21 protein-coding genes are annotated in these 24,416 nt (G+C 61.7%); 7 read left to right on the forward strand and 14 right to left on the reverse strand.

What is annotated here, in order from left to right; genetic code table 11:
- Positions 1–8: 8 nt before the first annotated feature.
- The 4 genes from sufD to AC07UR_RS09110 form a co-directional block, all read right to left on the reverse strand.
- A complete protein-coding gene (gene sufD, locus AC07UR_RS09095; protein ID WP_173420030.1) occupies positions 9–1,286 on the reverse strand; it encodes a Fe-S cluster assembly protein SufD in 1,278 nt (425 codons plus the stop codon).
- Between the two features lie 22 nt (positions 1,287–1,308).
- Positions 1,309–2,064 carry a Fe-S cluster assembly ATPase SufC gene (gene sufC / locus AC07UR_RS09100; protein ID WP_112804995.1) on the reverse strand — a complete coding sequence of 252 codons (756 nt, stop codon included), beginning with the start codon at positions 2,062–2,064 and terminating at the stop codon, positions 1,309–1,311.
- A 77-nt stretch (positions 2,065–2,141) separates the two neighbouring features.
- The gene (gene sufB / locus AC07UR_RS09105) at positions 2,142–3,611 is read right to left on the reverse strand and encodes a Fe-S cluster assembly protein SufB (protein WP_173420031.1); all 1,470 of its coding nucleotides are present in this window, start codon (positions 3,609–3,611) and stop codon (positions 2,142–2,144) included.
- Between the two features lie 152 nt (positions 3,612–3,763).
- Entirely contained in the window at positions 3,764–4,930 is a 1,167-nt protein-coding gene (locus tag AC07UR_RS09110) for a cysteine desulfurase family protein (RefSeq protein ID WP_209791856.1), read from the reverse strand.
- A 222-nt stretch (positions 4,931–5,152) separates the two neighbouring features.
- Here AC07UR_RS09110 and AC07UR_RS09115 point away from each other — a divergent pair, with 222 nt between their 5' ends.
- Positions 5,153–5,830, forward strand: a complete 678-nt coding sequence (locus AC07UR_RS09115; RefSeq protein WP_025427123.1) for an alpha/beta hydrolase — start codon at positions 5,153–5,155, stop codon at positions 5,828–5,830.
- An 18-nt stretch (positions 5,831–5,848) separates the two neighbouring features.
- Here the strand turns inward: AC07UR_RS09115 and AC07UR_RS09120 are convergent, their stop codons facing one another.
- Positions 5,849–7,048, reverse strand: a complete 1,200-nt coding sequence (locus AC07UR_RS09120) for a GGDEF domain-containing protein (protein WP_209791858.1) — start codon at positions 7,046–7,048, stop codon at positions 5,849–5,851.
- A gap of 137 nt (positions 7,049–7,185) precedes the next feature.
- A complete protein-coding gene (locus tag AC07UR_RS09125) occupies positions 7,186–8,322 on the reverse strand; it encodes an anhydro-N-acetylmuramic acid kinase (protein WP_209791860.1) in 1,137 nt (378 codons plus the stop codon).
- 124 nt (positions 8,323–8,446) lie between these two features.
- Between AC07UR_RS09125 and tyrS the strand changes: the two genes are divergently transcribed.
- Positions 8,447–9,700 (forward strand): tyrosine--tRNA ligase, encoded by a 1,254-nt coding sequence (gene tyrS / locus AC07UR_RS09130; RefSeq protein ID WP_209791862.1) that lies wholly within the window; start codon positions 8,447–8,449, stop codon positions 9,698–9,700.
- Between the two features lie 50 nt (positions 9,701–9,750).
- On the opposite strand, the gene AC07UR_RS09135 is transcribed toward tyrS, so the two are convergent.
- Entirely contained in the window at positions 9,751–13,152 is a 3,402-nt protein-coding gene (locus tag AC07UR_RS09135; protein WP_209791863.1) for a YhdP family protein, read from the reverse strand.
- 324 nt (positions 13,153–13,476) lie between these two features.
- On the opposite strand from AC07UR_RS09135, the gene AC07UR_RS09140 reads away from it, so the two are divergent.
- The 5 genes from AC07UR_RS09140 (at position 13,477) to AC07UR_RS09160 (ending at position 18,367) form a co-directional block, all read left to right on the forward strand.
- Entirely contained in the window at positions 13,477–13,944 is a 468-nt protein-coding gene (locus AC07UR_RS09140) for a peroxiredoxin (RefSeq protein WP_209791864.1), read from the forward strand.
- A gap of 20 nt (positions 13,945–13,964) precedes the next feature.
- The gene (locus AC07UR_RS09145) at positions 13,965–14,795 is read left to right on the forward strand and encodes a ferritin-like domain-containing protein (protein ID WP_173420038.1); all 831 of its coding nucleotides are present in this window, start codon (positions 13,965–13,967) and stop codon (positions 14,793–14,795) included.
- Between the two features lie 88 nt (positions 14,796–14,883).
- Positions 14,884–16,215: a M23 family metallopeptidase gene (locus AC07UR_RS09150; protein WP_209791865.1), complete on the forward strand. Its 1,332-nt coding sequence runs from the start codon at positions 14,884–14,886 to the stop codon at positions 16,213–16,215.
- A 198-nt stretch (positions 16,216–16,413) separates the two neighbouring features.
- Positions 16,414–17,922: a DEAD/DEAH box helicase gene (locus tag AC07UR_RS09155; protein ID WP_173420040.1), complete on the forward strand. Its 1,509-nt coding sequence runs from the start codon at positions 16,414–16,416 to the stop codon at positions 17,920–17,922.
- A 7-nt stretch (positions 17,923–17,929) separates the two neighbouring features.
- Positions 17,930–18,367: an NUDIX hydrolase gene (locus tag AC07UR_RS09160; protein ID WP_209791870.1), complete on the forward strand. Its 438-nt coding sequence runs from the start codon at positions 17,930–17,932 to the stop codon at positions 18,365–18,367.
- A 95-nt stretch (positions 18,368–18,462) separates the two neighbouring features.
- On the opposite strand, the gene AC07UR_RS09165 is transcribed toward AC07UR_RS09160, so the two are convergent.
- The 7 genes from AC07UR_RS09165 to AC07UR_RS09195 form a co-directional block, all read right to left on the reverse strand.
- A complete protein-coding gene (locus tag AC07UR_RS09165; RefSeq protein WP_209791872.1) occupies positions 18,463–18,780 on the reverse strand; it encodes a TfoX/Sxy family protein in 318 nt (105 codons plus the stop codon).
- A gap of 4 nt (positions 18,781–18,784) precedes the next feature.
- Positions 18,785–20,401, reverse strand: a complete 1,617-nt coding sequence (locus tag AC07UR_RS09170; RefSeq protein WP_209791874.1) for an NTP transferase domain-containing protein — start codon at positions 20,399–20,401, stop codon at positions 18,785–18,787.
- A complete protein-coding gene (locus tag AC07UR_RS09175) occupies positions 20,398–21,105 on the reverse strand; it encodes an XdhC family protein (RefSeq protein ID WP_209791876.1) in 708 nt (235 codons plus the stop codon). Before AC07UR_RS09175 ends, AC07UR_RS09170 begins: the two co-directional genes overlap by 4 nt.
- 3 nt (positions 21,106–21,108) lie before the next feature.
- Positions 21,109–21,441, reverse strand: coding sequence for an XdhC family protein (locus AC07UR_RS09180; protein WP_209791878.1), 333 nt, complete (start codon positions 21,439–21,441; stop codon positions 21,109–21,111).
- A gap of 1 nt (position 21,442) precedes the next feature.
- Positions 21,443–22,732 carry a vWA domain-containing protein gene (locus AC07UR_RS09185; protein WP_209791880.1) on the reverse strand — a complete coding sequence of 430 codons (1,290 nt, stop codon included), beginning with the start codon at positions 22,730–22,732 and terminating at the stop codon, positions 21,443–21,445.
- Between the two features lie 2 nt (positions 22,733–22,734).
- Entirely contained in the window at positions 22,735–23,664 is a 930-nt protein-coding gene (locus AC07UR_RS09190) for an AAA family ATPase (RefSeq protein WP_209791882.1), read from the reverse strand.
- 122 nt (positions 23,665–23,786) lie between these two features.
- Positions 23,787–24,236 carry a flavin reductase family protein gene (locus AC07UR_RS09195; RefSeq protein ID WP_173421020.1) on the reverse strand — a complete coding sequence of 150 codons (450 nt, stop codon included), beginning with the start codon at positions 24,234–24,236 and terminating at the stop codon, positions 23,787–23,789.
- Positions 24,237–24,416: the final 180 nt, after the last annotated feature.

The raw sequence follows: 24,416 nt of genomic DNA on the forward strand, positions 1-24,416 counted from the left end.
CGCGCCGATCAGGCGTGCTTTTCGAGCCAGGCCGAGATCACGCTTTCCAGCGCTTCGACCAGCGGTTCGTCGTCGAGTTCCTCGACGATCTCGGCAACGAAGGCATTGACGAGCATCGCCCGCGCCTTGTTCTCCGGGATGCCACGCGCCATGAGGTAGAAGAGCTGCGTGTGGTCGATGTCGGCAACGGTGGCGCCGTGGCCGCACTGCACGTCGTCGGCGAAGATTTCAAGCTCTGGCTTTGCCGACAGATCGGCATCGTCCGAAAGCAACAGCGTGTTGCACGCCATCTTCGCATCGGTCTTCTGCGCGTCCTTGGCGACCAGGATCTTGCCCTGGAACACGCCCTTGGCGCGGTCGAACACGACGTTGCGGATGATCTCCGTCGACGTCGTGTGCGGCACGTTGTGGCCGAGCGTGAAGGTCACGTCCGTGTGGCTTTCGCCGCCGAGCAGGTTGATGCCCCGCAGCTTGAAATCGGCGCCCTCGCCGCTCGTCTTGCCGTGGATCTCCTGGCGCACCAGCTTGCCGCCGGCATTGATGAGGAACAGATGCAGCTTGGCATCCTTGGCGAGATCGAAGCGGATCTGGCCGAGATGGGTATCGGCCGCACCCTGCTGCTGCAGGACGATCCAGGTGATCTCAGCGCCTTCGCCGACCGTTATGTCGCTGACCGACGAGATCAGGCTCTCGGCGGCATTGGTCGACAGATGACGCTCGATGACGGTCGCCTTCGTGTTCGCACCAAAGGAGACCGGGAAGCGCGTATGCGCCTGGCCGAGGCTCTGAACCAGCTGGATTTCCAACGGATCTTCCAGCTCGGTACCATCTGCGATCACAAGCTCCAGGCCACCGCGCACGAGCCCGCCATTGATGCGGCCGATGGCATCGTCCGTGCCGAGCACGGCAAGGCCGGCAGCGGCAGAGCCGTCGAGCAGGCTGTCGGTGTAGGAGCGGATCGTCACGCCCTCGGGCGCATTGCCCTTGAGGTCGGCATGGCCGTTGCGCACCGAAAGCACGGTCGCGCCGGCGACAAGTGCCTCGACACGATCGGCGAACGCCGTCGGGTCAGCGGTCGGCACGGCCCGCAGCAGCGTGCGAAGGTCGGTATAGTGCCAGGATTCGACGCGTCGCGTCGGCAGGCCCGCTGTCTTCAGTTCGTGCACCAAGGTGTCACGCACCGACAGCACCGAGCCGTCGCCCGGCAGATCGCCGATCTGCGCGGTATAGGCATCGACGAGCGCCGTTTCAGCGGCCGTCATCTTGATTGCCTGTTGCATATTCATTCGAACACTCCTTCAACAGGCCCTAGGCTGCAGCTTCGATGATGTCAGCGTAGCCGTTGGCTTCGAGTTCGTGTGCAAGCGTCTTGTCGCCCGACTTGATGACCTGGCCCTTGTAGAGAACGTGGACGGTATCCGGAACGATATAGTCGAGCAGGCGCTGGTAGTGGGTGATGACGATCACGGCACGGTCGGGCGAACGCAGCGCGTTGACGCCGTCGGCGACGATCTTCAGCGCATCGATGTCGAGACCGGAGTCGGTTTCGTCGAGCACGCAAAGCTTCGGCTCGAGCAGCGCCATCTGCAGGATCTCGGCGCGCTTCTTCTCGCCGCCGGAGAAGCCGACGTTGAGCGGACGACGCAGCATTTCCGGCGCGATCTTGAGTTCGGCGGCGGCTTCCTTGACGCGGCGCATGAATTCCGGCGTCGTCAGTTCGTCTTCGCCGCGGTACTTGCGCTGCTCGTTCATCGCCACCTTGAGGAACTGCATGGTGGCAACGCCGGGGATTTCGACCGGGTACTGGAAGGCGAGGAAGATGCCCTTGGCAGCCCGCTCGGAAGCTTCTAGCTCAAGGATGTTCTCGCCGTTGTAAAGGATTTCGCCTTCAGTGACTTCATAGTCCTCGCGACCCGACAGGATGTAGGACAGCGTCGACTTGCCTGAGCCGTTCGGGCCCATGATGGCGGCGACTTCGCCGGCCTTCACGGTCAGGTTCAGGCCACGGATGATTTCGGTGCCGTCTTCGGCGATGCGGGCGTGCAGGTTCTTGATTTCAAGCATTTCTATCGTCCTCTTGGGAAACGAACGTCTGTTCGCGCGCAAGGCAATGCGCGCCATTCAATAATCAGTTCAGGGCGTCAGCCGACCGAGCCTTCGAGCGAGATGCCGATCAGCTTCTGCGCTTCGACGGCGAATTCCATCGGCAGCTCCTGGATGACTTCCTTGACGAAGCCGTTGACGATCAGCGCGATCGCCGCCTCTGTCGGGATGCCGCGCTGCAGGCAGTAGAACAGCTGGTCCTCGGAAATCTTCGACGTTGTTGCTTCATGCTCGAACTGTGCCGTCGAGTTCTTGGCCTCGATGTAGGGCACGGTGTGTGCACCGCACTTGTCGCCGATCAGCAGCGAATCGCACTGGGTAAAGTTGCGGGCGTTCTCGGCCTTGCGGTGGGCCGAAACCTGGCCGCGATAGGTGTTTTCCGAAACGCCGGCAGCAATGCCCTTGGAGACGATGCGGCTCGACGTGTTCTTGCCGAGGTGGATCATCTTGGTGCCCGAGTCGATCTGCTGATGGCCGTTCGAAACCGCGATCGAGTAGAACTCGCCGCGCGAACCGTCGCCACGCAGGATGCAGGACGGATACTTCCAGGTGATCGCCGAACCGGTTTCCACCTGGGTCCAGGAGATCTTGGAGTTCTTGCCGCGGCAATCGCCACGCTTGGTGACGAAGTTGTAGATGCCGCCCTTGCCATGCTTGTCGCCGGGATACCAGTTCTGGACCGTCGAATACTTGATCTCGGCCTCATCCAGAGCAATCAGCTCGACGACAGCCGCATGCAGCTGGTTTTCATCGCGCTGGGGCGCCGTGCAGCCTTCGAGATAGGAAACGTAGGCGTTGTCTTCGGCGATGATCAGCGTGCGTTCGAACTGACCGGTGTTCTTCTCGTTGATGCGGAAGTAGGTCGACAGCTCCATCGGGCAACGAACGCCCTTCGGCACGAAGACGAACGAGCCATCGGTAAAGACGGCGGAGTTGAGCGTCGCGTAGTAATTGTCGGTCGTCGGCACGACGGTCCCGAGATACTTCTTCACGAGATCGGGGTGTTCGCGGATGGCTTCGGAGATCGACATGAAGATCACGCCGGCCTTCTTCAGCTCTTCCTTGAAGGTCGTGACGACGGATACGCTGTCAAAGACGGCGTCGACGGCGATCTTGGACTTCTGTACGCCGGCCAGCATTTCCTGTTCCTTCAGGGGAATGCCGAGCTTTTCGTAGACCTTCAGAAGTTCGGGGTCGACTTCGTCGAGCGACTTCGGACCCGTCGTGCCCTTCGGCGCGGCGTAGTAATAGATGTCGTTGAAGTCGATCTTCGGATAGTTGACGCGCGCCCATGTGGGCTCATCCATCGTCAGCCAGCGGCGATAGGCGTCAAGGCGCCATTCGAGCATCCATTCCGGCTCGCTCTTCTTGGCAGAGATGAAACGGATGATGTCTTCGGAAAGGCCCTTCGGCGCCTTTTCGACTTCGATGGTGGTTTCGAATCCGTATTTGTACTGGTCCACGTCGATCTGACGGACCTGATCAATGGTCTCCTGCACGGCAGGCATGTCGTTCTCCAATCTTTCCGGATCCAAGGTCCGGTAGCTTGTCAACACGATGCGAACTTGGCGCACCGCTTATGTAATGGCTAAAAGGCGCTTTTCACCCCATTTGCCAAGCGGAAAATTGCTTTTCCGCAATTTCGTTCAACCGCACGTTCTCATGCGGCCTGACCTGTGGTTCGGCGCCTTGCGGCAACCTTGGCGAAGACCGTCGCGCAGCGCTCGATCTCGACTTCGGTCGTTGCCGGTCCGATCGAGATGCGCAGAGCCCCCTGGCGCGGGTCGTATCCCATTGCCGTCAGCACGTGGCTCTGGCCGACCTTGCCGGACGAGCAGGCCGAGCCGGCCGAAAGTGCCACCCCCTCGAGGTCGAAGGCGATCTGCCCGGTTTCCGCCTTCATGCCAGGAAGCGTGAAGAAGATGGTGTTGCCAACGCGCGAAACGTCGCGGCCATGGATGACCACATCCGGTGCCGATATCCGCATGTCCTGCTCCAGCCGGTCGCGAAGCGAGGAAATCGATCTCATTCGTTCCGTCAGGCTTTCGGCCGCCTTGCGAGCGGCTGCGGCGAAGCCTGCGATCGCGACTGCGTTCTCGGTTCCCGAGCGGTGACCCTTCTCCTGGCCGCCGCCCCGGATCAACGGCGCCGGCATCATGATCTCGCCGCGGGCGACAAGCGCGCCGGCGCCCTTCGGGCCGCCGATCTTGTGCGACGAGAGGATCAGAAAGTCCGCGCCGAGCTCTTCGATCGAAAGCGGCAACCGGCCGGCAGCCTGGACTGCATCGACGACCAGTATACCACCATGACCACGAACGATCTCAGCAATCTCGGCAATCGGCTGAACGACGCCGGTTTCATTGTTGACCAGCATCACCGCAACCATCGGCAGCCCGCTCTCGCGGTCGTGGTTGGCGAGGAGCGTACGCAGGGCCTCGAGGTCGACGATACCCGCAGCGGTCACCGGGATCTCCGACACGGCCTCGCGCCCAAAACGCCCGCCTTCACGCACCGCCGGGTGCTCGATCGCAGAGGCATAGAGCCTGCCGATCTTAAGCGGCGTGCGACCCATGCGGAAATCGGGCGTCAGCACCATGTTGGCCGCCTCGGTGGCACCGCTGGTAAAGATCACGCTGGCGGCCTTTGCACTGCAAAGCGCTGCCACGTCGCGGCGCGCATTTTCGATCAGCGTGCGGACCGTTCTGCCCTCGCCATGGACCGAGGAAGGGTTGCCGACCAGGTCGAGCGCGGACAGGCACGCATCGCGCGCTTCGGCAAGAAGCGGCGCTGTGGCATTCCAGTCCATATAGATGCGCGAGGTCGACATAATTTCCTTCGCTAGAACAATAGGCTCATCGCAGACAACCACTGACGATGCATTTTCCTTGAATTTTCCGCACCGCTTGCCTTATGAGACGAAACACGGCGGAATGCCCGCACAGAAGTTTTGAACGGTTCTAAACTAGGTTTTAGAAAAGCTGAGTGCTTGCGTCAAGACTCATCGCGATCCGAAACCAAGATTCGAACCAGGAACACCCCCGGAGAGCCAATGCCCGAAATTATCTTCAACGGACCTGCCGGCCGCCTCGAAGGCCGCTATCAGCCTTCGAAGCAGAAAAGCGCCCCGATCGCCATCATCCTGCACCCGCACCCGCAGTTCGGCGGCACGATGAACAACCAGATCGTCTACCAGCTTTTCTACATGTTCCAGAAGCGCGGCTTTACGACGCTGCGTTTCAATTTCCGGGGCATCGGCCGTAGCCAGGGCGAGTTCGACCACGGCGCCGGCGAGCTTTCGGATGCCGCATCGGCGCTCGACTGGGTGCAGAGCCTGCATCCCGATTCGAAGAGCTGTTGGGTTGCCGGTTATTCCTTCGGCGCCTGGATCGGCATGCAGCTCCTGATGCGTCGTCCTGAGATCGAAGGTTTTATGGCCGTCGCACCGCAGCCGAACACCTATGATTTCTCGTTCCTGGCGCCGTGCCCGTCGTCCGGTCTCATCATCAACGGTGATTCGGACAAGGTGGCACCCGAGAAGGACGTCAACGGACTGGTGGAAAAACTGAAGGCCCAGAAGGGCATCCTCATCACCCACAAGACCGTGCCTGGCGCCAACCACTTCTTCAACGGCCAGGTCGAGGGTCTGATGGCGGAATGCGAGGACTACCTCGACCGTCGCCTCAACGGCGAACTGACGCCGGAACCGGCTGCCAAGCGCATTCGCTGATCAAGATCCGGGCGGCTCTTACGGCCGCCCGATCCATTGTGGGACCTGTGGATTGACCACCGTCTGCGGCGCTGCGGCGCATTCCACGCGGTTGCGCCCGTTTTCCTTCGCCGCATAGAGAGCCTTGTCGGCCCGCTGCATCGCCAGTTCGAGCGGCTCATCCTTTGCAATGGCCGCCACACCAAAGCTTGCCGTCACCCTCGCCTGCTCCGCCAGGCCATCGATCTGCTGCGACATCATCGCGGCGCGCATTCCGTGCGCCACCACCCGTGCCTCCTCCAGCTCCGTCGACGGCAGGAACACGGCAAACTCTTCGCCGCCGAGACGACCGGCAACCGCGTGGTTCGGCATGACATCCTTTAGAACTCGCGCGAATTGGCGGATGACCTCGTCACCGGCGTGGTGGCCGTAGCTGTCGTTCACCAGCTTGAAACGGTCCAGGTCAGCCAGGATCAAAGTGCCCGGCAGGCGGCCTTCGCGACGTTGAAGCATGGGGGCGACCCGTTCGGTAAACCCACGCCTGTTGAAGAGCCCGGAAAGCAGGTCGATTTCGGATCGTGCGCGTGCGTCGTCGACGATTTCCATGACCATCACGCCAAGCATGGCAAGACCGGTGCCGACGATGAGGACCGCACCGAGCGCCTGGGAAATCAGCGCGAATGGGCTGGAAACATAGTCCTGCGCCGTTGCCCCCGAGCCGGCGACCACAGCCACAAAGACCTTCAGCACATAGTAGCCGGCGGTCAGAGCCAGCAGTGACAGCAATACTCGGTCCGCCGCCGAGCGTCGCTTGGAGCGGATGACGACGGATGCTGACCACGCCTGAATGATGAAGAACGGCAACTGATAAAGGGAGGAGTGCTGCAGCGTTCCTCTCGGCCATTGATAGATGACCAGATCAAGCGCGACCGAAGCCAGGAAAAACGCGGCAAGCACCTGCCAGTTGGCCGGTACGCGATAAAAGACACCCAGGCCGAACCGCAGCAGGCAGAAACCGGCAAGCACGCTCGCAAACGCGCCGATCGCGAAAAGACGTGGCGTGGATGTAAACGGCACGACGGTTTCGAACACCGCCGCAAGCGATGCAATGGCAAAACCGCCGGCGCAATAGAGTGCGGCCCGTCTGGACCGGCTCTTTGCCGCTATAACAAGAAATGCTGCAGTGAAAATCTGGGCGATGACGAAGTTCACAGCCAGCAGAGAAATCGCACCACCCATCGACGAACCTGAATTGTCTGTTGCTACGGCAGAGCCGCTTCGTGCCACCTCATTTGGCAGCGCCGGACGATACTAAGAGCGGCAGGCGAAAATTTGATTAATCGGTCAAATGCAAACGTGGCGGACGAAGCCTTCTGTTAGTGCGCGCCATGCAATGCGTACTTCCCGCCGGTAACCGGTTGGCGTACCCCGGTTGTGCCGGGATAGGTGAGTGGCAATCCTTCCCGGGCCCGAACAGCGAGATAGGCCCAGGCCTCCGCCTCCATCGAATCGCCATTGAACCCCATTGCCTCGGCTGACAGCACGTTTGCGCCGTGGGTTTTTGCCTGCGACCCGAGATCCCCCATGATCACCGGATTGAGCCGGCCGCCGCCACACACGATGTAGGCCCGGGGCGTTGTAGGCAGGTGACCGGCCGATTTGACGATTGCGGCTGCCGTCACATAGGCCAGCGTGCGTGCACCGTCTTCGAGACTGGCGTCTTTTCCCTCTGGTGCCGCAAAATCGTTGCGATCGAGCGAACGACGCCTGTCCGCCGAGAAGAAGGGATTGAGCAGATAGCGTTCGGCGAGTTCCGGCAGCACGCTGCCTTCGCTGGCAATCATGCCGCCCTGGTCAAAGGGAATGCCGGCATGTGCCTCGACCCATTGATCGATCAGCGTGTTGCCGGGGCCGCTGTCGTAGGCAATCAACCCGTCATCCGCGCCTATGTATGTCAGGTTGGAGATGCCGCCAATGTTGACGAAGACCACCGGCGCTTCCAACTTGCCATCCGCTGTGGCGTTGCGGGCAAGCGCCGCATGATAGACGGGAATGAGCGGCGCGCCCTGGCCGCCATGCTCCATGTCGTTGGCGCGCATGTCGTAGACGATATCGATGCCCGTTTCGCGGGCGAGCAGCGCACCGTCGCCAATCTGCACGGTCAAGGCGTCGTCGGGGCGGTGAAGAACCGTTTGTCCATGAAAACCAATGATATCAACAGCATCTGATTTAATATTGTTGTTCCGCATAAAGGTTTGAACGGCTTCGGCGTGCCTCAGAGTCAGCTCCCGCTCGAGTTCGGCCAGGCTACCTGGCCGTTGCTCGCGGCTTGTGATCGACTTTGCTTCTTCGAGGCCCTGTTTCAGCCGGTCGCGGAAACGCGGATCGTAGGCGTAGCCGGCAGAAGGGCCCCGCTCGACAAACGCGTCGCCATCGGTGCGCAGCAGCGCCACGTCGATTCCGTCCATGCTCGTCCCGCTCATCAAGCCGATCGCTGTCATGATCTTGCCCATGCATTCCTCCAAGGCGTTGCTTGTCTACATAGCAAAAACATCGCCCAAGCAAAGACGTGCACTTTTGCCCAAACAATGCTAAACGCCGCGCGCAGACGTTCTACCCAGCCGAAAGAGACAGGTCATGTCCGAGTTCAAGTCCGATTTCCTCCACACCCTCAGCGAGCGCGGTTTCATTCATCAGAGTTCCGATGATGCCGGTCTCGACCAGCTGTTCCGGACGGAGACCGTGACTGCCTATATCGGCTTCGACCCGACGGCCCCGAGCCTTCACGCCGGCGGCCTCATCCAGATCATGATGCTGCACTGGCTGCAGGCGACCGGCCACCGACCGATCTCGCTGATGGGCGGCGGCACTGGCATGGTTGGCGACCCCTCCTTCAAGGACGAGGCACGCCAACTGATGACGCCGGCGACCATCGACGCCAACATCGCCAGCATCAAGACGGTGTTCTCGAACTATCTGACCTACGGCGACGGCCCCAAGGACGCGTTGATGATCAACAACGCCGACTGGCTGCTTGGCATCAACTACCTCGAATTCCTGCGCGACGTCGGCCGTCACTTCTCGGTCAACCGCATGCTGTCGTTCGATAGCGTCAAGACGCGGCTTGAGCGCGAGCAATCGCTGTCGTTCCTCGAGTTCAACTACATGATCCTGCAGGCCTACGACTTCGTCGAACTGCACAAGCGCACCGGCTGCCGTCTGCAGATGGGCGGCTCGGACCAGTGGGGCAATATCGTCAACGGTATCGACCTTGGCCACCGCATGGGGACGACGCAGCTTTACGCCCTCACCTCGCCGCTTCTGACGACGTCGTCGGGCGCGAAGATGGGCAAGTCGGTCAACGGCGCAATCTGGCTCAACCCGGATATGCTGTCGGCCTACGACTTCTGGCAGTACTGGCGCAACACCGAGGATGCCGACGTAACGCGCTTCCTGAAGCTCTACACCACGCTGCCGATGGTCGAGATCGAGCGGCTTTCGAAGCTCGGCGGTTCGGAGATCAACGAGGTCAAGAAGATCCTCGCGACCGAAATCACCGCCATGCTGCACGGCCGCGCCGCTGCAGAACAGGCGGCCGAGACGGCCCGCAAGACCTTCGAAGAAGGTGCGGTGTCGGAAAACCTGCCGTCGGTCGATGTGCCTGCGTCCGAGCTTGACGCCGGTATCGGCCTGTTGTCGCTGGTTGTTCGCGCGGGACTTGCCGCATCCAACGGCGAAGCCCGCCGCCACGTTCAAGGTGGCGCCGTGCGCATCAACGACCAAGCGATCAGTGACGAACGCCGGCTGATCGGTAGCGGTGACGTGACTTCGGATGGCATCGTCAAGCTGTCGCTCGGCAAGAAGAAGCACATCCTGGTTCGCCCTGCCTGAGTTGAGCGAACGTCAGATCAAATCGAAGGCCGGCCGTTGCGCCGGCCTTTTTATTGGAACTCGAAGATGCTGCGGAAGACGCCGGGAGCGATGATCGAAAGCGGATTGATCGTCAGATTCGGTTGGTTGAACGGGCCATTGAGCTTGAAGGTGATGCCGAGCAAGCCGCGATCGCGGCCATTGCCGAGCAGAACGCCGATCAACGGCAATTCCCCGAAAATGCGGTTCAAGCCGTAGGCAGGCATGAAGGTGCCAGTCATGTCCATGATGCCGTTGCCGTCACGCACGGTTCCCTGGAAGGTTGCGCCGACATCGGTTCCCCTGAGAACGCCGCCATCGACGCGAATGGCGCTGCGATCGAGCGCCAGTTGGGCAAAACCGCGTTCGAAGCGCGCGGTGCTGACGTCAATGTCGCGTTTTACCGCCTGGTTGAGGCTTCGCCCGTCTTGGCCTGCCGGGGTTGACACCATCGACTGCAGGCGCTGCTCGCCGATCAGCGAAAACTTGCGGATGTCGATCGAGCCGCGCCATGATCGGCCGCCGCGGTCACGCAGCTTCAGGTTCAACAGGCCGCCGCGCATGTTGCTGTAGATGTCGGCAAAGCGGGCAAGCGCACCGGCATCGCCGGTCGTCAGTTCAAGGATGTTGTCGGCGCCGGATTTGGCGAGCTTGGCCACGAGCGCCTGGCCGCTACTGGTCACCGCCGACAGATTGATGTCCTCGATCTGTTGGCCGCGCTCCGAATAGGTCAGGTTGACGTTCGACAACACTTCGCCGTTGAAGCCGGAGACGCGACCGAGCTGCCCCTGGATCGTGATGTCATCGCCGCTGCCACCGTTGCCACCCGAGCCGCTCTTCATCTGGGCAAGGATCGGACGGATATCGGCTGCCGATCCGCTCAATGTCACGACGTGGACGCCCTTGCGGCGGTCGATGGCAACGTTGAAATCGTCGCCCTGCGCCAGACGGACATTGGTGAGCTTGGCGGCGACGACGCCGGCGCCGTCGACCTGCAGACTGCCGCGTGCGCCGAAACCATCGCCGGCGATCGCGAAGTCCTTGATCGTTGTGACGCTGTCGCTGATGTCGGATGTGAAGCGCACCTCCGCGGGGATGCCAGCGCCCTTGTTCCAGCCGATCCAAGGCAGAGACAGCCTGGCCTTGGTCAGATCGATGGTGACATGCTGCATATCAGACTCGTCGATCACCAGATCGACGACCATCGGACCAAAGATAATCTTCGACAGCCCGGGCGTCAGCTTCTCCCGAGCTGCCGCATCGAGCGTCCCGCTGATTTCGCGTCTGCGCTTGACCTTCGATTTGCTGTCGACAGGCTCTGTGAGCGCAATCCTGACCTTTGCACCTTCCACCACCGCATCGGCATCGAGAACCGCTTGCTGGTTGTCGACACGGAACGTGCCGGAAAGGTTGGAAATCTCACGACCGGCGATCGGGCGCGTGACAGTGACGTTCTCTAGCTGCATTTCCACTTGCCAGAGCGGCGGCGGAGGGTGCTGGTCGGTGACAAGGCCGAACCGCGCACCGACCTGCGCGGTCAGCGGGCCGGTAAAGTCGCCGGGAACGAAGGGTGTCTTTTGCAGCGCCTGTATCGGCTTGTAGGTGACGAGCTCGGCAATCGCATCCGCCTCACCACCGACCTCGATCTTCATCTCGGCAATCAAGGGTTTGGTGTAGACATCGGGAATGATGAAGTCGCCGCCGTTGAGCGCGACCGATCGCCCGGAGGGGAAATAGGCCGCCCCTTGTTTGACGCCGACTTCCATGCGCTGGCCGCTGAGCTTGAACGTGCCGGATGTGTCGCGCAGCGGCGGTATCTCGCCGGCGATGTTGATGCGTGTACCGTCGATGTTGAACGCGATGTTCAGTTCTTTTTCGTCAAGCTTCAGCTCGCCTTCGTTGGCAGCGATCCGCCCCTCCGCCACCGATACCTCGATGCGCGCATCTGTAACCGTGCCGCCGAAGAGATTGCGGATCGCCCAGCGGCGGGCGCCCTTGGCGAGCCACCACGGCCAGAGCTGCTTGACGGCCGTCGGCTGCATGCGATCGCTGATGGCGGCAAAGCTCACCTGCGGCGAGGTCTTGCCGAAGGCGATCGATAGCGACCCGAACATCGAGCCGAGCGGGCTGGAAACGGCGAGCTGATCAAAGATCAGGCGGTGACGCGCGTCGGATGTGAAGCGGCCGCTCGCCTTGGCGTCAAAGATCAAGGGGCGTTCCGCAATATCCTCCGGTGCTGAGCTTGCATTCTTGAACAGGAGATCGATGGTAAAACCCTGGTCGGTTGCGCCTGCGATCCGATCAAGATCTTTCACAGCGCCGGTAAAGGGGAAAACAGAGCGACCGACATTGACGGTGGATGGCAGGATTTCGACAGAAGCCCGCTCGAAATCATAGGCGATATCCATCTGGGAGGGATTGATCGTCGAGACGAGCCCGCCAGCGTGGAACGCGCCTTCGGACGTCCTGACAGCCACCCGAAGATCTGGCTTGGCGCCCTCGGCCGCGCGCTTCGCGGTGAGCGTCAGCCCCGCCGTTGCGTCGATGCCGAAGGCTGCCTCTTTTCCGAAGGGGCCGTGATAGAAGAATGGTTTCAATGGAACGTTGGAGATCGACGCTTCGAAACCAGCGACATGATTCTGTGCGCCAAGAGCGTTAGCGTTGGCGTTCAGATCGACATCGACACCGTCGACGGTGAGGCTGCCTTTGACATGCATCGAGCCATCGACGTCACGGTTGAACTCCAGTTCCTTCGCATCGACAGGCACGATGTAATCACGCGCACCGGCAACCGTGAAGGAAAAATTGGAAAGCAGGACCGTCTGGTCGCCCCGCCCCGCTGCCATCTGTGACATGCGATCGACGTGCGCAAAAAGCGTCTCCAGCGCCACGCCGACATCCGCGATCTTGATCTTCGTCAGATCGATCGGCTCGCCGCGTGGTAGCAGGCCGGTGTCGAAGTCACCGCCTTCCGCTTCCAGGCGCGAAACCGCAATCCGGCCCGTCAGCAACGCGATAGGGTCGAGCGCAATGGATATTGAACTCAATTTTGCGACCGGCTGACCGGATGTGGTTTCGCTCAGCGCCACCTCCCGCGCCTTCAGTGCCAGTGCCCCATTTGAGGTCATGCGTACGACGGTGCTGCCAACCTCGGCGCGATAGGCTCCGCCGAGTGCGGCGTTCAGCGCCGTGCGCGCGCGCGCGTTGAGTGTACTGTCGATTGCGCCGCTCTCAACGACGGCGATCAGGCCGGCTGCGATGATGAAGGTGAACAGAAAACCGCAAAGAGCTATCTTGCTGAGAAGGCGCAGCAGCCCGCGCTTGTGTGGTGCATGCACGATAACGGGTTCGTGTGCCTGCGCCGAGGGCAACGCATGCAACGCGACGATGTCTTTCTTGCGAAAGCCGACTTTTTCGCCGCGGATATCACTCATCGGCGCGGACGCCCTCCAATTCAAGACGGGAAAGTCCGCCTCTCCCATCGGCGCATCATGCGGCTATGGGGCGACGGGTCATTATCACCGTCACGTAGACCACATCTGTCCAGACGGTGTCACCACACCGCGCTGACCATGCTGTGGAAAGCATTCACACATCCGTGGGTTTCGTGTCAGCGAATGCCGGGCAAAGGGTCCTATCGGCGCAACCCGTCCGGAACCTGTCAAATCTAGCACAAATCCGCTGGACGCAGGTTGTCGAATTTCGATATGCCCTAGCCGGCGATTGTTCACAAATCTTGGCGCAAGGAAGGTTTATTCATGGCAGGACTCAACCCCGGAGATCTCGCTCCTGATTTCACGCTTCCTCGTGACGGTGGAGGTTCACTTTCTCTCTCGGCGTTTCGCGGTCGCCCAGTCGTGCTGTTCTTCTATCCGAAGGACGACACCAAGAGTTGCACTCTGGAAGCGATCTCGTTCACTGAACTTGCTCCTGACTTTGCTGCCGCAGGCGTCGAGCTGATCGGCATCTCTCCTGATTCGGTGAAGCGTCACGACCGTTTCGCCAAAAAACACGGCCTGACGGTTACGCTTGCTGCCGACGAGGAAAAGACCGCCATCAACGCCTATGGGCTCTGGGTGGAAAAGAGCCTCTACGGGCGCAAATACATGGGCGTCGAACGCAGCACGTTCCTGATTGCCGCCGATGGACGGATCGATCGCGTCTGGGAAAAGGTCAAGGTCAACGGCCATGCCCAAGAGGTACTCCAGGCCGCCAAGGCACTCTGAGTGCGAACGACGAGGCCAAGATGACGAGACTTCCCACCTTTCACAGTCTGCGCGGTGCGGCCGTCGAGGCGATCAGTGCGGCCGATCTCGACGTCAAGACGGAGCTTGCCCAGGAAGCAGCGCGCCGCTGGCAGCGCCGGGCGCTGTCGTTGCGCTCACCGCTCGACCGGCCTGTTCCGCTCAGGCCGGGTCGACCGGAAAAGCCTCTTCTGACACCACCAACCCAGGTGAAGAAGCGATCGCTGGGCTCGCTCAAGGGGCGGATCGCGCTTCTGCATTCGATCGCCCATATCGAACTCAATGCCGTCGATCTCGCGCTCGATATTGTCGCGCGTTTTGCGTCCGAATCAGTGCCGAATTCGTTCTTCGATGGGTGGATGAAGGTCGCTTTCGAGGAGGCCAAGCACTTCCGCATGGTCCGCCAGCGGCTGAACGACCTCGGCGCGGACTACGGCGACCTGCCGGCCCATGACGGACTTTGGCAGGCCGCGCACGCGACCCGAAACGATCTGACCGCCAGGCTTGCCGTTGTTCCGCTCATACTGGAGGCGCGCGGGCTGGACGTGACGCCGGCGCTCCAGGCACGGATGCGTGAGACCGGAGACTTCGAGACCGCCGCCGTCCTCGACGTCATCTACGAGGATGAGAAAGGCCATGTGGCCGTCGGCGCCAAATGGTTCCGCTTCCTCTGCGCGCGGGAAAGGAAGGATCCCGCGGCGACCTTCCAGCAACTCGTTCGCGCTAATTTTCGCGGTCCGCTCAAGGCGCCGTTCAACGACATCGCCCGTGCCGAAGCCGGGCTGACGCCGTCCTTCTATCGCTCGATGACGGCTTCCACCAACCTCTCGTAGTGCAGGCACTCAACCAAATATTAACCCTAACGAAGTGTAATGCCCGTCAAGCAATGCGAGACAATTCGCAGACGGCGGGAGTGGTGGAGTGTCTGAACGTTCGGCAAATCGCACCTTCGGAAAGCGCGCGCAAAACCATGTTCTGATCCTGGCGAGCGGCGACAAGGTCCGCCATATGACGGTGCGTCCGTGGATGGCCGCCTTTGCCGTTTCGGCAGTGGGCGTCTTCGGCATCGGCTACCTTGCTGCCACCTCCTATCTCGTCCTTCGCGATGATCTGATCGGTGGGACGATCGCCCGTCAGGCGCGCATGCAGCACGAATACGAAGACCGAATCACCGCGCTGCGGGCACAGGTCGATCGCGTTACGAGCCGACAGCTGCTCGATCAGCAAGTCGTCGAAGAAAAGGTCGAGAAGCTGCTTCAGCAGCAGCAGGCGCTTTCGTCTCGCAACGGCAAGCTCGGCGCGCTGATCGAGCGGGCGGAAAATTCCGGCCTGTCGACCGACTTCACCCAGCCGGCACCGGTCGAACCCCTCGCCTACGAAAAACGCGCCGATGTCACCGGTGGTGTGCAGGCAATCGAAAAGCTGATGGGGCTGAGCGGTGGGCAAACGGCAGCACCTGCCCGTGTCGCCGCCCTTGCCTACGCTCGGCCTTCGCCAAGTGAAAGCACCTCCGATCGCGCCGATCGGCTTTTTTCGAAGGTGACGCTCTCGCTGAAGGATGTGGAACGTGACCAGATGCAAAGGCTTGAGCAACTGACCGATGGCGCTGCCAGAACGTCGCAGGCGATCCGCAAGATCGTCGGCCGCACAGGTGTTGCCCTGCCGGAAAATGATGTCGCCGAACTGGCGCCCTCGGATGAAACCACGGGCTCCACGGACGCCGCGATCGGCGGCCCTTTCGTTGAGCCGGTTAACGACGACGGATTCGGCCAGTCGCTTGCAGCGCTCGATTCGGCCCTTGTCGAGCTTGAACGCACGCGTTCGCAGGTCCGGGAACTGCCCTTCGGCAACCCGTCTCCGGCAAGCGATATCACCAGCGACTTCGGCAACAGGCTTGATCCATTTCTCGGTCGCCTGGCGCTGCACGCAGGGATAGATTTTCGCGCCACGGTTGGCACGCGCATCCGGGCGACAGCCCCGGGGACCGTTACCAGTGCCGGCCAGACGGGCGGCTACGGAAACATGGTCGAGATCGACCACGGCAACGGCGTTGCCAGCCGCTATGCCCACCTCTCGACGGTCCTGGTCAAGGTTGGCGACCGGATCAAGGCCGGTGATGTTGTTGCGAAGTCCGGCAACACCGGCCGTTCGACAGGTCCGCACCTGCATTACGAGATCCGGCTGAACGGTCAGGCGGTCGATCCCATGCGGTTTCTCAACGCCGGGACCAAGCTTGCTAGCTACATGAAATGAGCAGGATACCGACGCGTTCTGCGCTCGCCACTTGACAAGAAACACAACAGATTCGTTGCCATCAACCTTTTCCCGCTTCAACGTGCTGGATTTCTTGACTTTCGACCGTATTCGGCTTAAGAGCCCGGCCACGCGGTGGTGTGTTTTCCACCGATCGAGCAGTGTTCTTATCGAACCGGAACGGAAACAGATTTCCCTTTGACCAATTTTGCTGACCTTGGCCTTAGCCAAAAAGTTCTCTCCGCAGTTACCGATGCGGGCTACACAATCCCGACCCCGATCCAGACCGGCGCCATTCCTCCGGCGTTGCAGCGTCGCGACATCCTCGGCATCGCGCAGACGGGAACCGGCAAGACGGCCTCGTTCGTGTTGCCGATGCTGACCCTGCTCGAAAAGGGTCGTGCACGTGCGCGCATGCCGCGCACGCTGATTCTGGAGCCGACACGCGAACTGGCTGCCCAGGTTGCTGAGAACTTCGACAAGTACGGCAAGAACCACAAGCTCAACATCGCGCTTCTGATCGGCGGCGTCTCGTTCGACGAACAGGATCGCAAGCTGGAGCGCGGCGCCGATGTGCTGATCTGCACGCCCGGCCGCCTGCTCGACCATTTCGAGCGCGGCAAGCTCTTGATGAGCGGCGTCGAGATTCTGGTCATCGACGAAGCCGACCGTATGCTCGACATGGGCTTCATCCCGGATATCGAGCGCATCGCCAAGATGATCCCGTTCACGCGCCAGACTCTGTTCTTCTCGGCCACTATGCCGCCGGAGATCCAGAAGCTTGCCGATCGCTTCCTGCAGAACCCGGAGCGCGTCGAAGTTGCCCGTCCGGCATCGACGGCGCAGACGGTTACGCAGCGCTTCGTCGCCACGCACGGGAAGGATTACGAGAAGCGCGCCGTTCTGCGCGATCTGATCCGCGCCCAGGACGACCTGAAGAACGCCATCATCTTCTGCAACCGCAAGAAGGATGTTGCCGACCTCTTCCGTTCGCTCGAGCGTCACGGCTTCTCGGTCGGTGCCCTGCATGGCGACATGGACCAGCGCTCGCGTATGGCCATGCTTGCCGGGTTCAAGGACAACCATATCACGTTGCTCGTTGCCTCCGACGTGGCGGCCCGCGGTCTCGACATCCCTGATGTCAGCCACGTCTTCAATTTCGACGTACCGATCCATGCGGAAGATTATGTCCACCGCATCGGCCGCACCGGTCGTGCCGGCCGCTCCGGGGCGTCCTTTACGCTGGTCACCAAGCGCGACACGAAGTTCTCCGAGGCCATCGAAAAGCTGATCGGCCAGAAGGTCGAATGGTTGAACGGTGACCTGGCGAACCTTCCCGAGCCGATGGAAAGCCACGACACCGGTCGTCGTGACCGCGGTCGCGATGGTCGCAAGGACCGTAAAAAAGATGGGGACCGTGCACCGCGTGGCCGTTCCGATCACAAAACCGATACGGTTCGTGCCGATAGTGAGGCAGAAATTGAAGCAGTCGTCGAAAGGGTGGAAGCGGTGAAACCGGCACGCAACGCAGAGACAAAGCAGAGCAACGGCCACCGCCCGGAACGTCCGGTTCGCGCGGCAAATCCTGCCAACGACGACAATCGTGATCGCCGCAATCGCCACCGTCGTGACCATGACGACGGCCCGACGCCTGTTGGCTTCGGCGACGAAATCCCTGCATTCATGCTGATCGCCGGCAAGGCCTGACCCTGAAATGGTCCGGCCGGGAATCGACTTTCCGGGCTTCGGCTGCGGACTGGCGATCATGCGCGACGGCAAGCTGCTGCTGTGCAAGCGCCTGAAGGCGCCCGAGGCTGGCCACTGGAACATTGTGGGCGGCAAGGTCGATCACATGGAGCGCAGCGAACTTGCCGCGCGCCGTGAGGCGGAAGAGGAAAGCGGCCTGTCGATCCGTTCGACCCGCTTTCTCTGCCTCAGCGAGCAATTGATCGAAGCCGATCGTCAGCACTGGATCTCGATGATCTACGTCACCGACGACTTTGCGGGCGAACCGCAACTGACCGAGCCGGACAAGCTGTCCGACATCGGCTGGTACGATCTCGATGCCCTACCCCAACCACTTTCGCGGTTTGCCGCTGACGCCGTCCGTGCCATCAGGGCGCAAACGAAGGCGCTCGCTGGCGCTGTCTGAGCGAAGCGGCTTCCCGCCAGGAATGCGCAGAAACAAACAGATAGAGCGTTTCCGTGGTTCTGTCCGAACCGGAAACGAGATCAGTATCTGCCGGCCTATTTCTTGGCCCGCAACGCCGCCTCGTAGGCTAGCCTGACCCATCGCGCCATTTCATCCGGATCGTCGTAGGCCTCTTCCGGGATGCTCCAATAGGGCATATTCACCGGCTTTCCCTTGCCGTCATAGGCCCATCGCCGGGATCCGGCCTCCTCGAAAGTCGGGCCCGTCCTGTCGTCACCCTTCAGGAGAATTTCTCCATCGACTTCGAGCGCGAAGATGACGCCTTCGAAATAGACGCCCTTGCCGCCGAACATGCGTTTGATGGTCACGGGCCCGAGCGTTTCGAACATTTCTTCGATTGCAGCATTGTCCAAGCGTCTATTCCTCCAAAGTTCCGCCGGCAGCGATGATTTGCTCAGGCGTGTCGAGGTCGAGACGGGCGGCAGCGCCTAACTCGACATCGATGACCGGCAGTCCGCATCTCTCGATGATATGCCGTGCGCCAACGTCGCCAAGCAATTGGCCGACGGCGGAAAATGTCTGGCGCGGCAGGACGACCGGGTTGCCGCGCTGACCTTCAGCCGTCGCGCGGATCACTGCACGCCCCCCTTCAGCATTGAACGCATCGGCGATCCGGCGCAGGTCGCCCGCCGTTATCCCCGGCATGTCTGCCAACATCACCAGCATGCCCCCGGCTGCGTGATCGAGCGCGGCAAGGCCAACCGTCAGCGACGACGCCATGCCGGACAGGTAATCCGGATTGGAGACGAGGACGACTGGCAGATCATCGAGCGCAGCCCGGATTTCGGGCTCGCGATGTCCGGTGACGACGATCACCCGGCCAATATCGGCTGCAAGGGCACTGAGGACGGTGCGGCGAATGAGCGGAACGCCATCGAAGGTCGCCAACAGCTTGTGGCCGGCCTCAGGACCCATACGGCTGGCGCGGCCCGCCGCCAGCACGACGATTTCCACCGGCCCCAAAACCATCGGCGCGACGGGCTCGCGCGGCTGTGGCCGGGTGGGTATTTCCTTCAGCAAACCACCGACGCCGAGCCCGGTGATGTCATGCGCGCTTGGCCACTCGCCCGCGAGAATGCGATCGAGCACCCAGTCGAAACCGTTTTCGCGTGGGCTGCGGGCACAGCCCGGCGCTCCGATCACCGGCACCGTTCCGACGCGGCCGAGAACGATGAGATTACCGGGGTCAACCGGCATGCCGACGTGATCGACAGTGCCGCCTGCCCTGCGGATTGCGGCAGGAATGACGTCGTGCGAATCGGCAACTGCCGACGCACCGAAGACGATGAGGAGGTCGTGGTCGGCCTTCAGGTCCGTGATGGCCGCAGCCACAGCGTCTTCCGTATGCGCAACGCGCCGCTCCGTCGCCAACGCGCTTGCGGATTGCCGCAGGCGCGCGGCGAGCACCGCATGGGTTTTGTCCATGACCTGGCGTTTCAATGAGGGCAACTCAGTTGCTATCAGTGCAGCATTGCGTGCGGAAAAGGGTTTCACCTCGAAGGCCGTGGCATCGCGAAGCAATATCTCCGCCCGCTCCACGAGCGTTCCTGCCACTGCCAGAGGTATGATCTTGATCGTCGCCACCATGTCGCCGGGCTGCACCGGTACATGGTCGGCGAGGCAGGCGAGCGTGATAGCCGGATCAATGCGATTCAGCCGGTCGACGGTTTCGCGGGTGGCGACGAATAGCCCGTGTACCCGCGAGTAGATATTGACGCGTCCGGTTGCCGCCGAGGAAAACCGCAGATGGTCGGGAGCAATCGCCGCGGCGATCCGGGCCGCCGCTTCATCTTCCAGCAAATCACCCCGATCCGGTTGGGCGACAATAATCACGTCGATCCCTGCCTGCATCAGCGCGGCAAGATCGGTTGAGGTGAGCACGTGCCCTTTCGGAAAGCGGAGATCGCCGGCTTTGACGGCATGCGCGAGCACGGCGCCTTCAGCCGCGGAAAGCTTGGTGGACCCAAATTTCATCGATGCGCCTCGCTACCGGACAGGATATGCCGCCGCCTGAGCGCTTCGATGATTTCGGCGAGAATCGCAACCGCGATCTCCGCCGGGCTCGCCGCGCCGATGTCGAGCCCGATCGGCGCCTTGATCTGGGCGAGCGCGTCGTCGGAGACCCCGAGCCGCCGCAGGCGCTCGACGCGGCTTGCATGCGTCTTTCTGCTGCCAAGGGCGCCGACATAGAAGCAGCCTGCGGCAAGGGCTACCCGGATCGGTTCGTCATCGATCTTCGGGTCGTGTGTGACGGCGACCACCGCCGTGAACCGATCAAGCGGCCGGGCCTTGAGGACGTCTTCCGGCCACTCCGCTATCAGCTCGACGCCGGAAAAGCGTTCGGCCGTCGCAAAGGCGGTTCGCGGGTCGACGATGGTGAGGTCGAAGCCTGCGACAGCCGCCATCCGCGCAAGCGCTTGCGAGATGTGGACGGCGCCAACAACGAGGATGCGCGGCGGCGGCAGGTACACATTGAGGAACAGGGACCGCCCGCCGGCCATGATCATTCCGGGTTTGCCAGACCGAAGTGCCGCCGTCATCGCGTCGATCCATTCGTCCGCACAGCGTTCACCCTCGACGCAGAGCACGCTTCGGTCGGTCTCGAGGTCGGTAAAGACGACGGCGGCTCGCCTGCCCGCGCGCGCTGCATTCAAGGCTTGAAGGGTTGCGAGATCCATGGTTCAGCCGTCAACCCGCTCGACAAGCACACGGATACGGCCGCCGCAGGAAAGGCCGACACGCCATGCGGTCTCGTCGGCTACGCCGAATTCAAGGATCTTTGCCTTGCCGGTCTCCAGAATATCCGCCGCTTCGCTGATCACCGCACCCTCGACGCATCCGCCGGAAACTGAACCTTCGAAATTGCCGGGCCCGTCGATCACCAGATGGCTGCCGACCGGGCGCGGTGCGGAGCCCCAGGTTTCGATCACCGTTGCAATTGCCACTTGGCGCCCTTCGCCAACCCAGGCTTCGGCAACCGCGAGTGGATCGAGGGTATCGACCAATGCCTGCATGTCACGTCCTCCCAGCCCGGCCACCCAGCACGGTGCGATGCTCGTCCATGAACCGTCGAGGGTCGGCCTCCCCGGACCTCTGGCCCGACAGCGATTTGACGAGCTCGCCCACGGACTCAAGATTGTGCACGGCTCGGAGTTCGTCAACATGCGGCAGCATCGCTTTGACGCCGCGGGCCCGTGCCTCGAAGCCGTCGAATCGCAACAGCGGATTGAGCCAGATCAGTCGGCGACAGGAGCGGTGCAGGCGATCCATCTCCCGCTCCAGATCCAGCGTGTCGTCCCGCTCGAGCCCGTCGGTGATCAAAAGCACGATGGCGCCCTGTCCCAGCACACGCCGCGACCAGCGTCGGTTGAACTCATGCAGGGTTTCGCCGATGCGCGTGCCACCGGACCAATCCTTGACCGCAGAGATGCATTCGTCGAGCGCGACATCCGGGTCGCGGTTTCGCATCGGCCTCGAAACATTGGTCAGCCGTGTACCGAAGAGGAAGGTGTGAACGCGCTGGCGTTTTTCACTGAGGGCATGGAGGAAATGCAGGAAGATGCGGGTGTATTGGCTCATCGATCCCGAAATGTCGGCAAGCACCACCAGCGGCGGATGAACGAGGCGCCGTTCGCGAAAGCGCGGCAGGATCAGTTCGCCGCCGAAGCGCATGGCGTCGCGCATCGTCGCGCGCGGATCGATGCGGATCTGCCGCGAGGAAGGCTGGTAGCGGCGCGTGCGCACCCGGTCGAGCGGCAGCACCAACGACGATAGCGCTCGCCTCGCCTCGGTGATCTCGGCAGCGGTCATCTGGGCGAAATCCGCCTTGCGGAAAAGCTCCCGGCCCGAAACGGTATAGCGGGCGTCGATCTCGATCTCGGGTTCCTCGCGCGGCGGCCGGGCATCATCATGACCGGACATCAAGGCATCGCTGACACGCGTCTCGCCCGCTCGTCGCCGCTGCCGTTCGCTGTCGCGTTCCGGTGCGAGCGGAGACATCATCGCGATCATCTTCTCGACAAGGCCACGCGAGCGCCAGAACAGCCGAAAAGCCTCGTCGAACACCGGCTGGTCCTCGTGGCGCTTGACGAAAATACACTGGAGGGCCGCGTAGAATTCGTCGCGGGCGCCGATGCCGATCAGCGTGACCGCGTCGATGGCGTCGGCCACTGCCCCAGGCCCGACCTTCATCCCGGCGCGCCTGAGGGCGCGGGCAAAGTACACGATGTTGTCGGCCAGCTTGCCGTCGCCGGGCGGGATCGGCGGGAGAATGGCACCATCAGGCGGATGTTCTCCCGGCTCCATTGTCAACCTGCCGCCAGCAGTTCGGCCTTGACCTCGGCAAGCAGCTTGCGCCCTTCGGCTCCGTCGATCCTGGCGATGTCGTCCTGGTACTTGAGCAAGGTGCCGAGCGTGTCGGCGATCGTTTCAGGGTCGAGCGCGAGCCGGTCAAGCTCGGTCAGAGCCGTTGCCCAGTCGATCGTCTCGGCGACACCGGGGTTCTTGAAAAGGTCGATCGTGCGGAGCCGCTGCACGTAGGCGATGATTTCGCGCGACAGGGCGGCGTTGCAGCCTGGTACCTTACGGCGGATGATTTCGAGTTCCTGTGCTGCCTTGGGATAGTCGACCCAATGATAGAGGCAGCGCCGCTTCAAGGCGTCATGGATCTCACGCGTGCGATTGGTGGTGATGATGACAACGGGCGACTCAGTGGCGCGGATTGTGCCGAGTTCCGGAATGGTGACCTGGAAATCCGAGAGAACCTCGAGCAGGAAGGCTTCGAAGGCTTCGTCGGTGCGGTCGAGCTCGTCGATCAGAAACACCGGTGCCCGTCCGTTCTCGGCGGAGATTGCCTGAAGGACAGGACGTCGGATGAGGAAACGTTCGGAAAAGATGTCGCTTTCAACCCTGCCCCGGTCGACTTTACCGGCCGCTTCCGACAGGCGGATCTCCAGCATTTGCGCCGGGTAGTTCCACTCGTAGACGGCGGAGGCGACATCGAGCCCTTCGTAACACTGCAGGCGGATCAGGGGTCGATCAAGGGCCCGGGCCAACACCTTGGCAATCTCGGTCTTGCCGACGCCGGCCTCGCCTTCGAGAAAGAGCGGGCGCTTCATCCTGAGCGCCAGAAATAGCACCGTCGCCAATGCCGTGCCGGCGAGATAATCCTGTGCCTCCAGCATCGCCATCGTTTCATCGATGGATTGGGGCAATACGCCTGTCGCCGGTGCCGCCATGCATCCTCCGCCACGGCCAGTTTCAGTCACTAGGAGTCTTGGTCGATATTATATTTTAGATCATGTACTTACAGGACTGTTCTCATGTTTTGATAGAGGATGTTTTATCCTCTCCTGAAAACCTACAGCGAGTGATATCCGCGGTCCACATAAATGAGTGGCGGACGCGTCGGGCCGAGCGCGACGTCGACAACCTCGCCAAACAGCACGAGATGGGTTGCGATAGTCTTGACCTCGATCAGCCGGCAATCGAACGCGGCCGTCGCATTGACGAGGATCGGCGAACCGGTTGCCAGTTGCGTCCATTGCCCAAGCGCGAAGCGGCGGTCCATATCGAGCTGATCACGGCCGGAAAAGGCATGGGCGAGCGCACGATGCTCGTCGCCGAGCAGGTTCAGCGCAAAGCTGTCGCCTCGCACGAAGATGTCGTTGCGTGGGTTGGCGCCGTTCAGGCAGACGAGAACGGTCGGCGGACTGTCGGAAACCGAGCAGGAAGCCGTGACCGTGACGCCGCGGCGCTCGCCGCCATTGGCGGCGGTGACGAGCTGCACGTGGCCAGCCAGGTGGCTCATCGCGTCGCGATAGCTTATCGGGTCCAGTCTGGTTCTCTCCAACACATCTCTCTCCAGGCGATGTCAGGCACATATAGCCGCTGGAGGAAAATATGAAACCCGCCGGCCGGAGATTCTTGCAGATATGCGACACAGCTATGGCGTGGATCGGATGTCCGTTGTTTCCACTTGCATCTTTTC

It is taken from the genome of Ensifer sp. GW821-FHT05G01 (genome assembly GCF_059419585.1).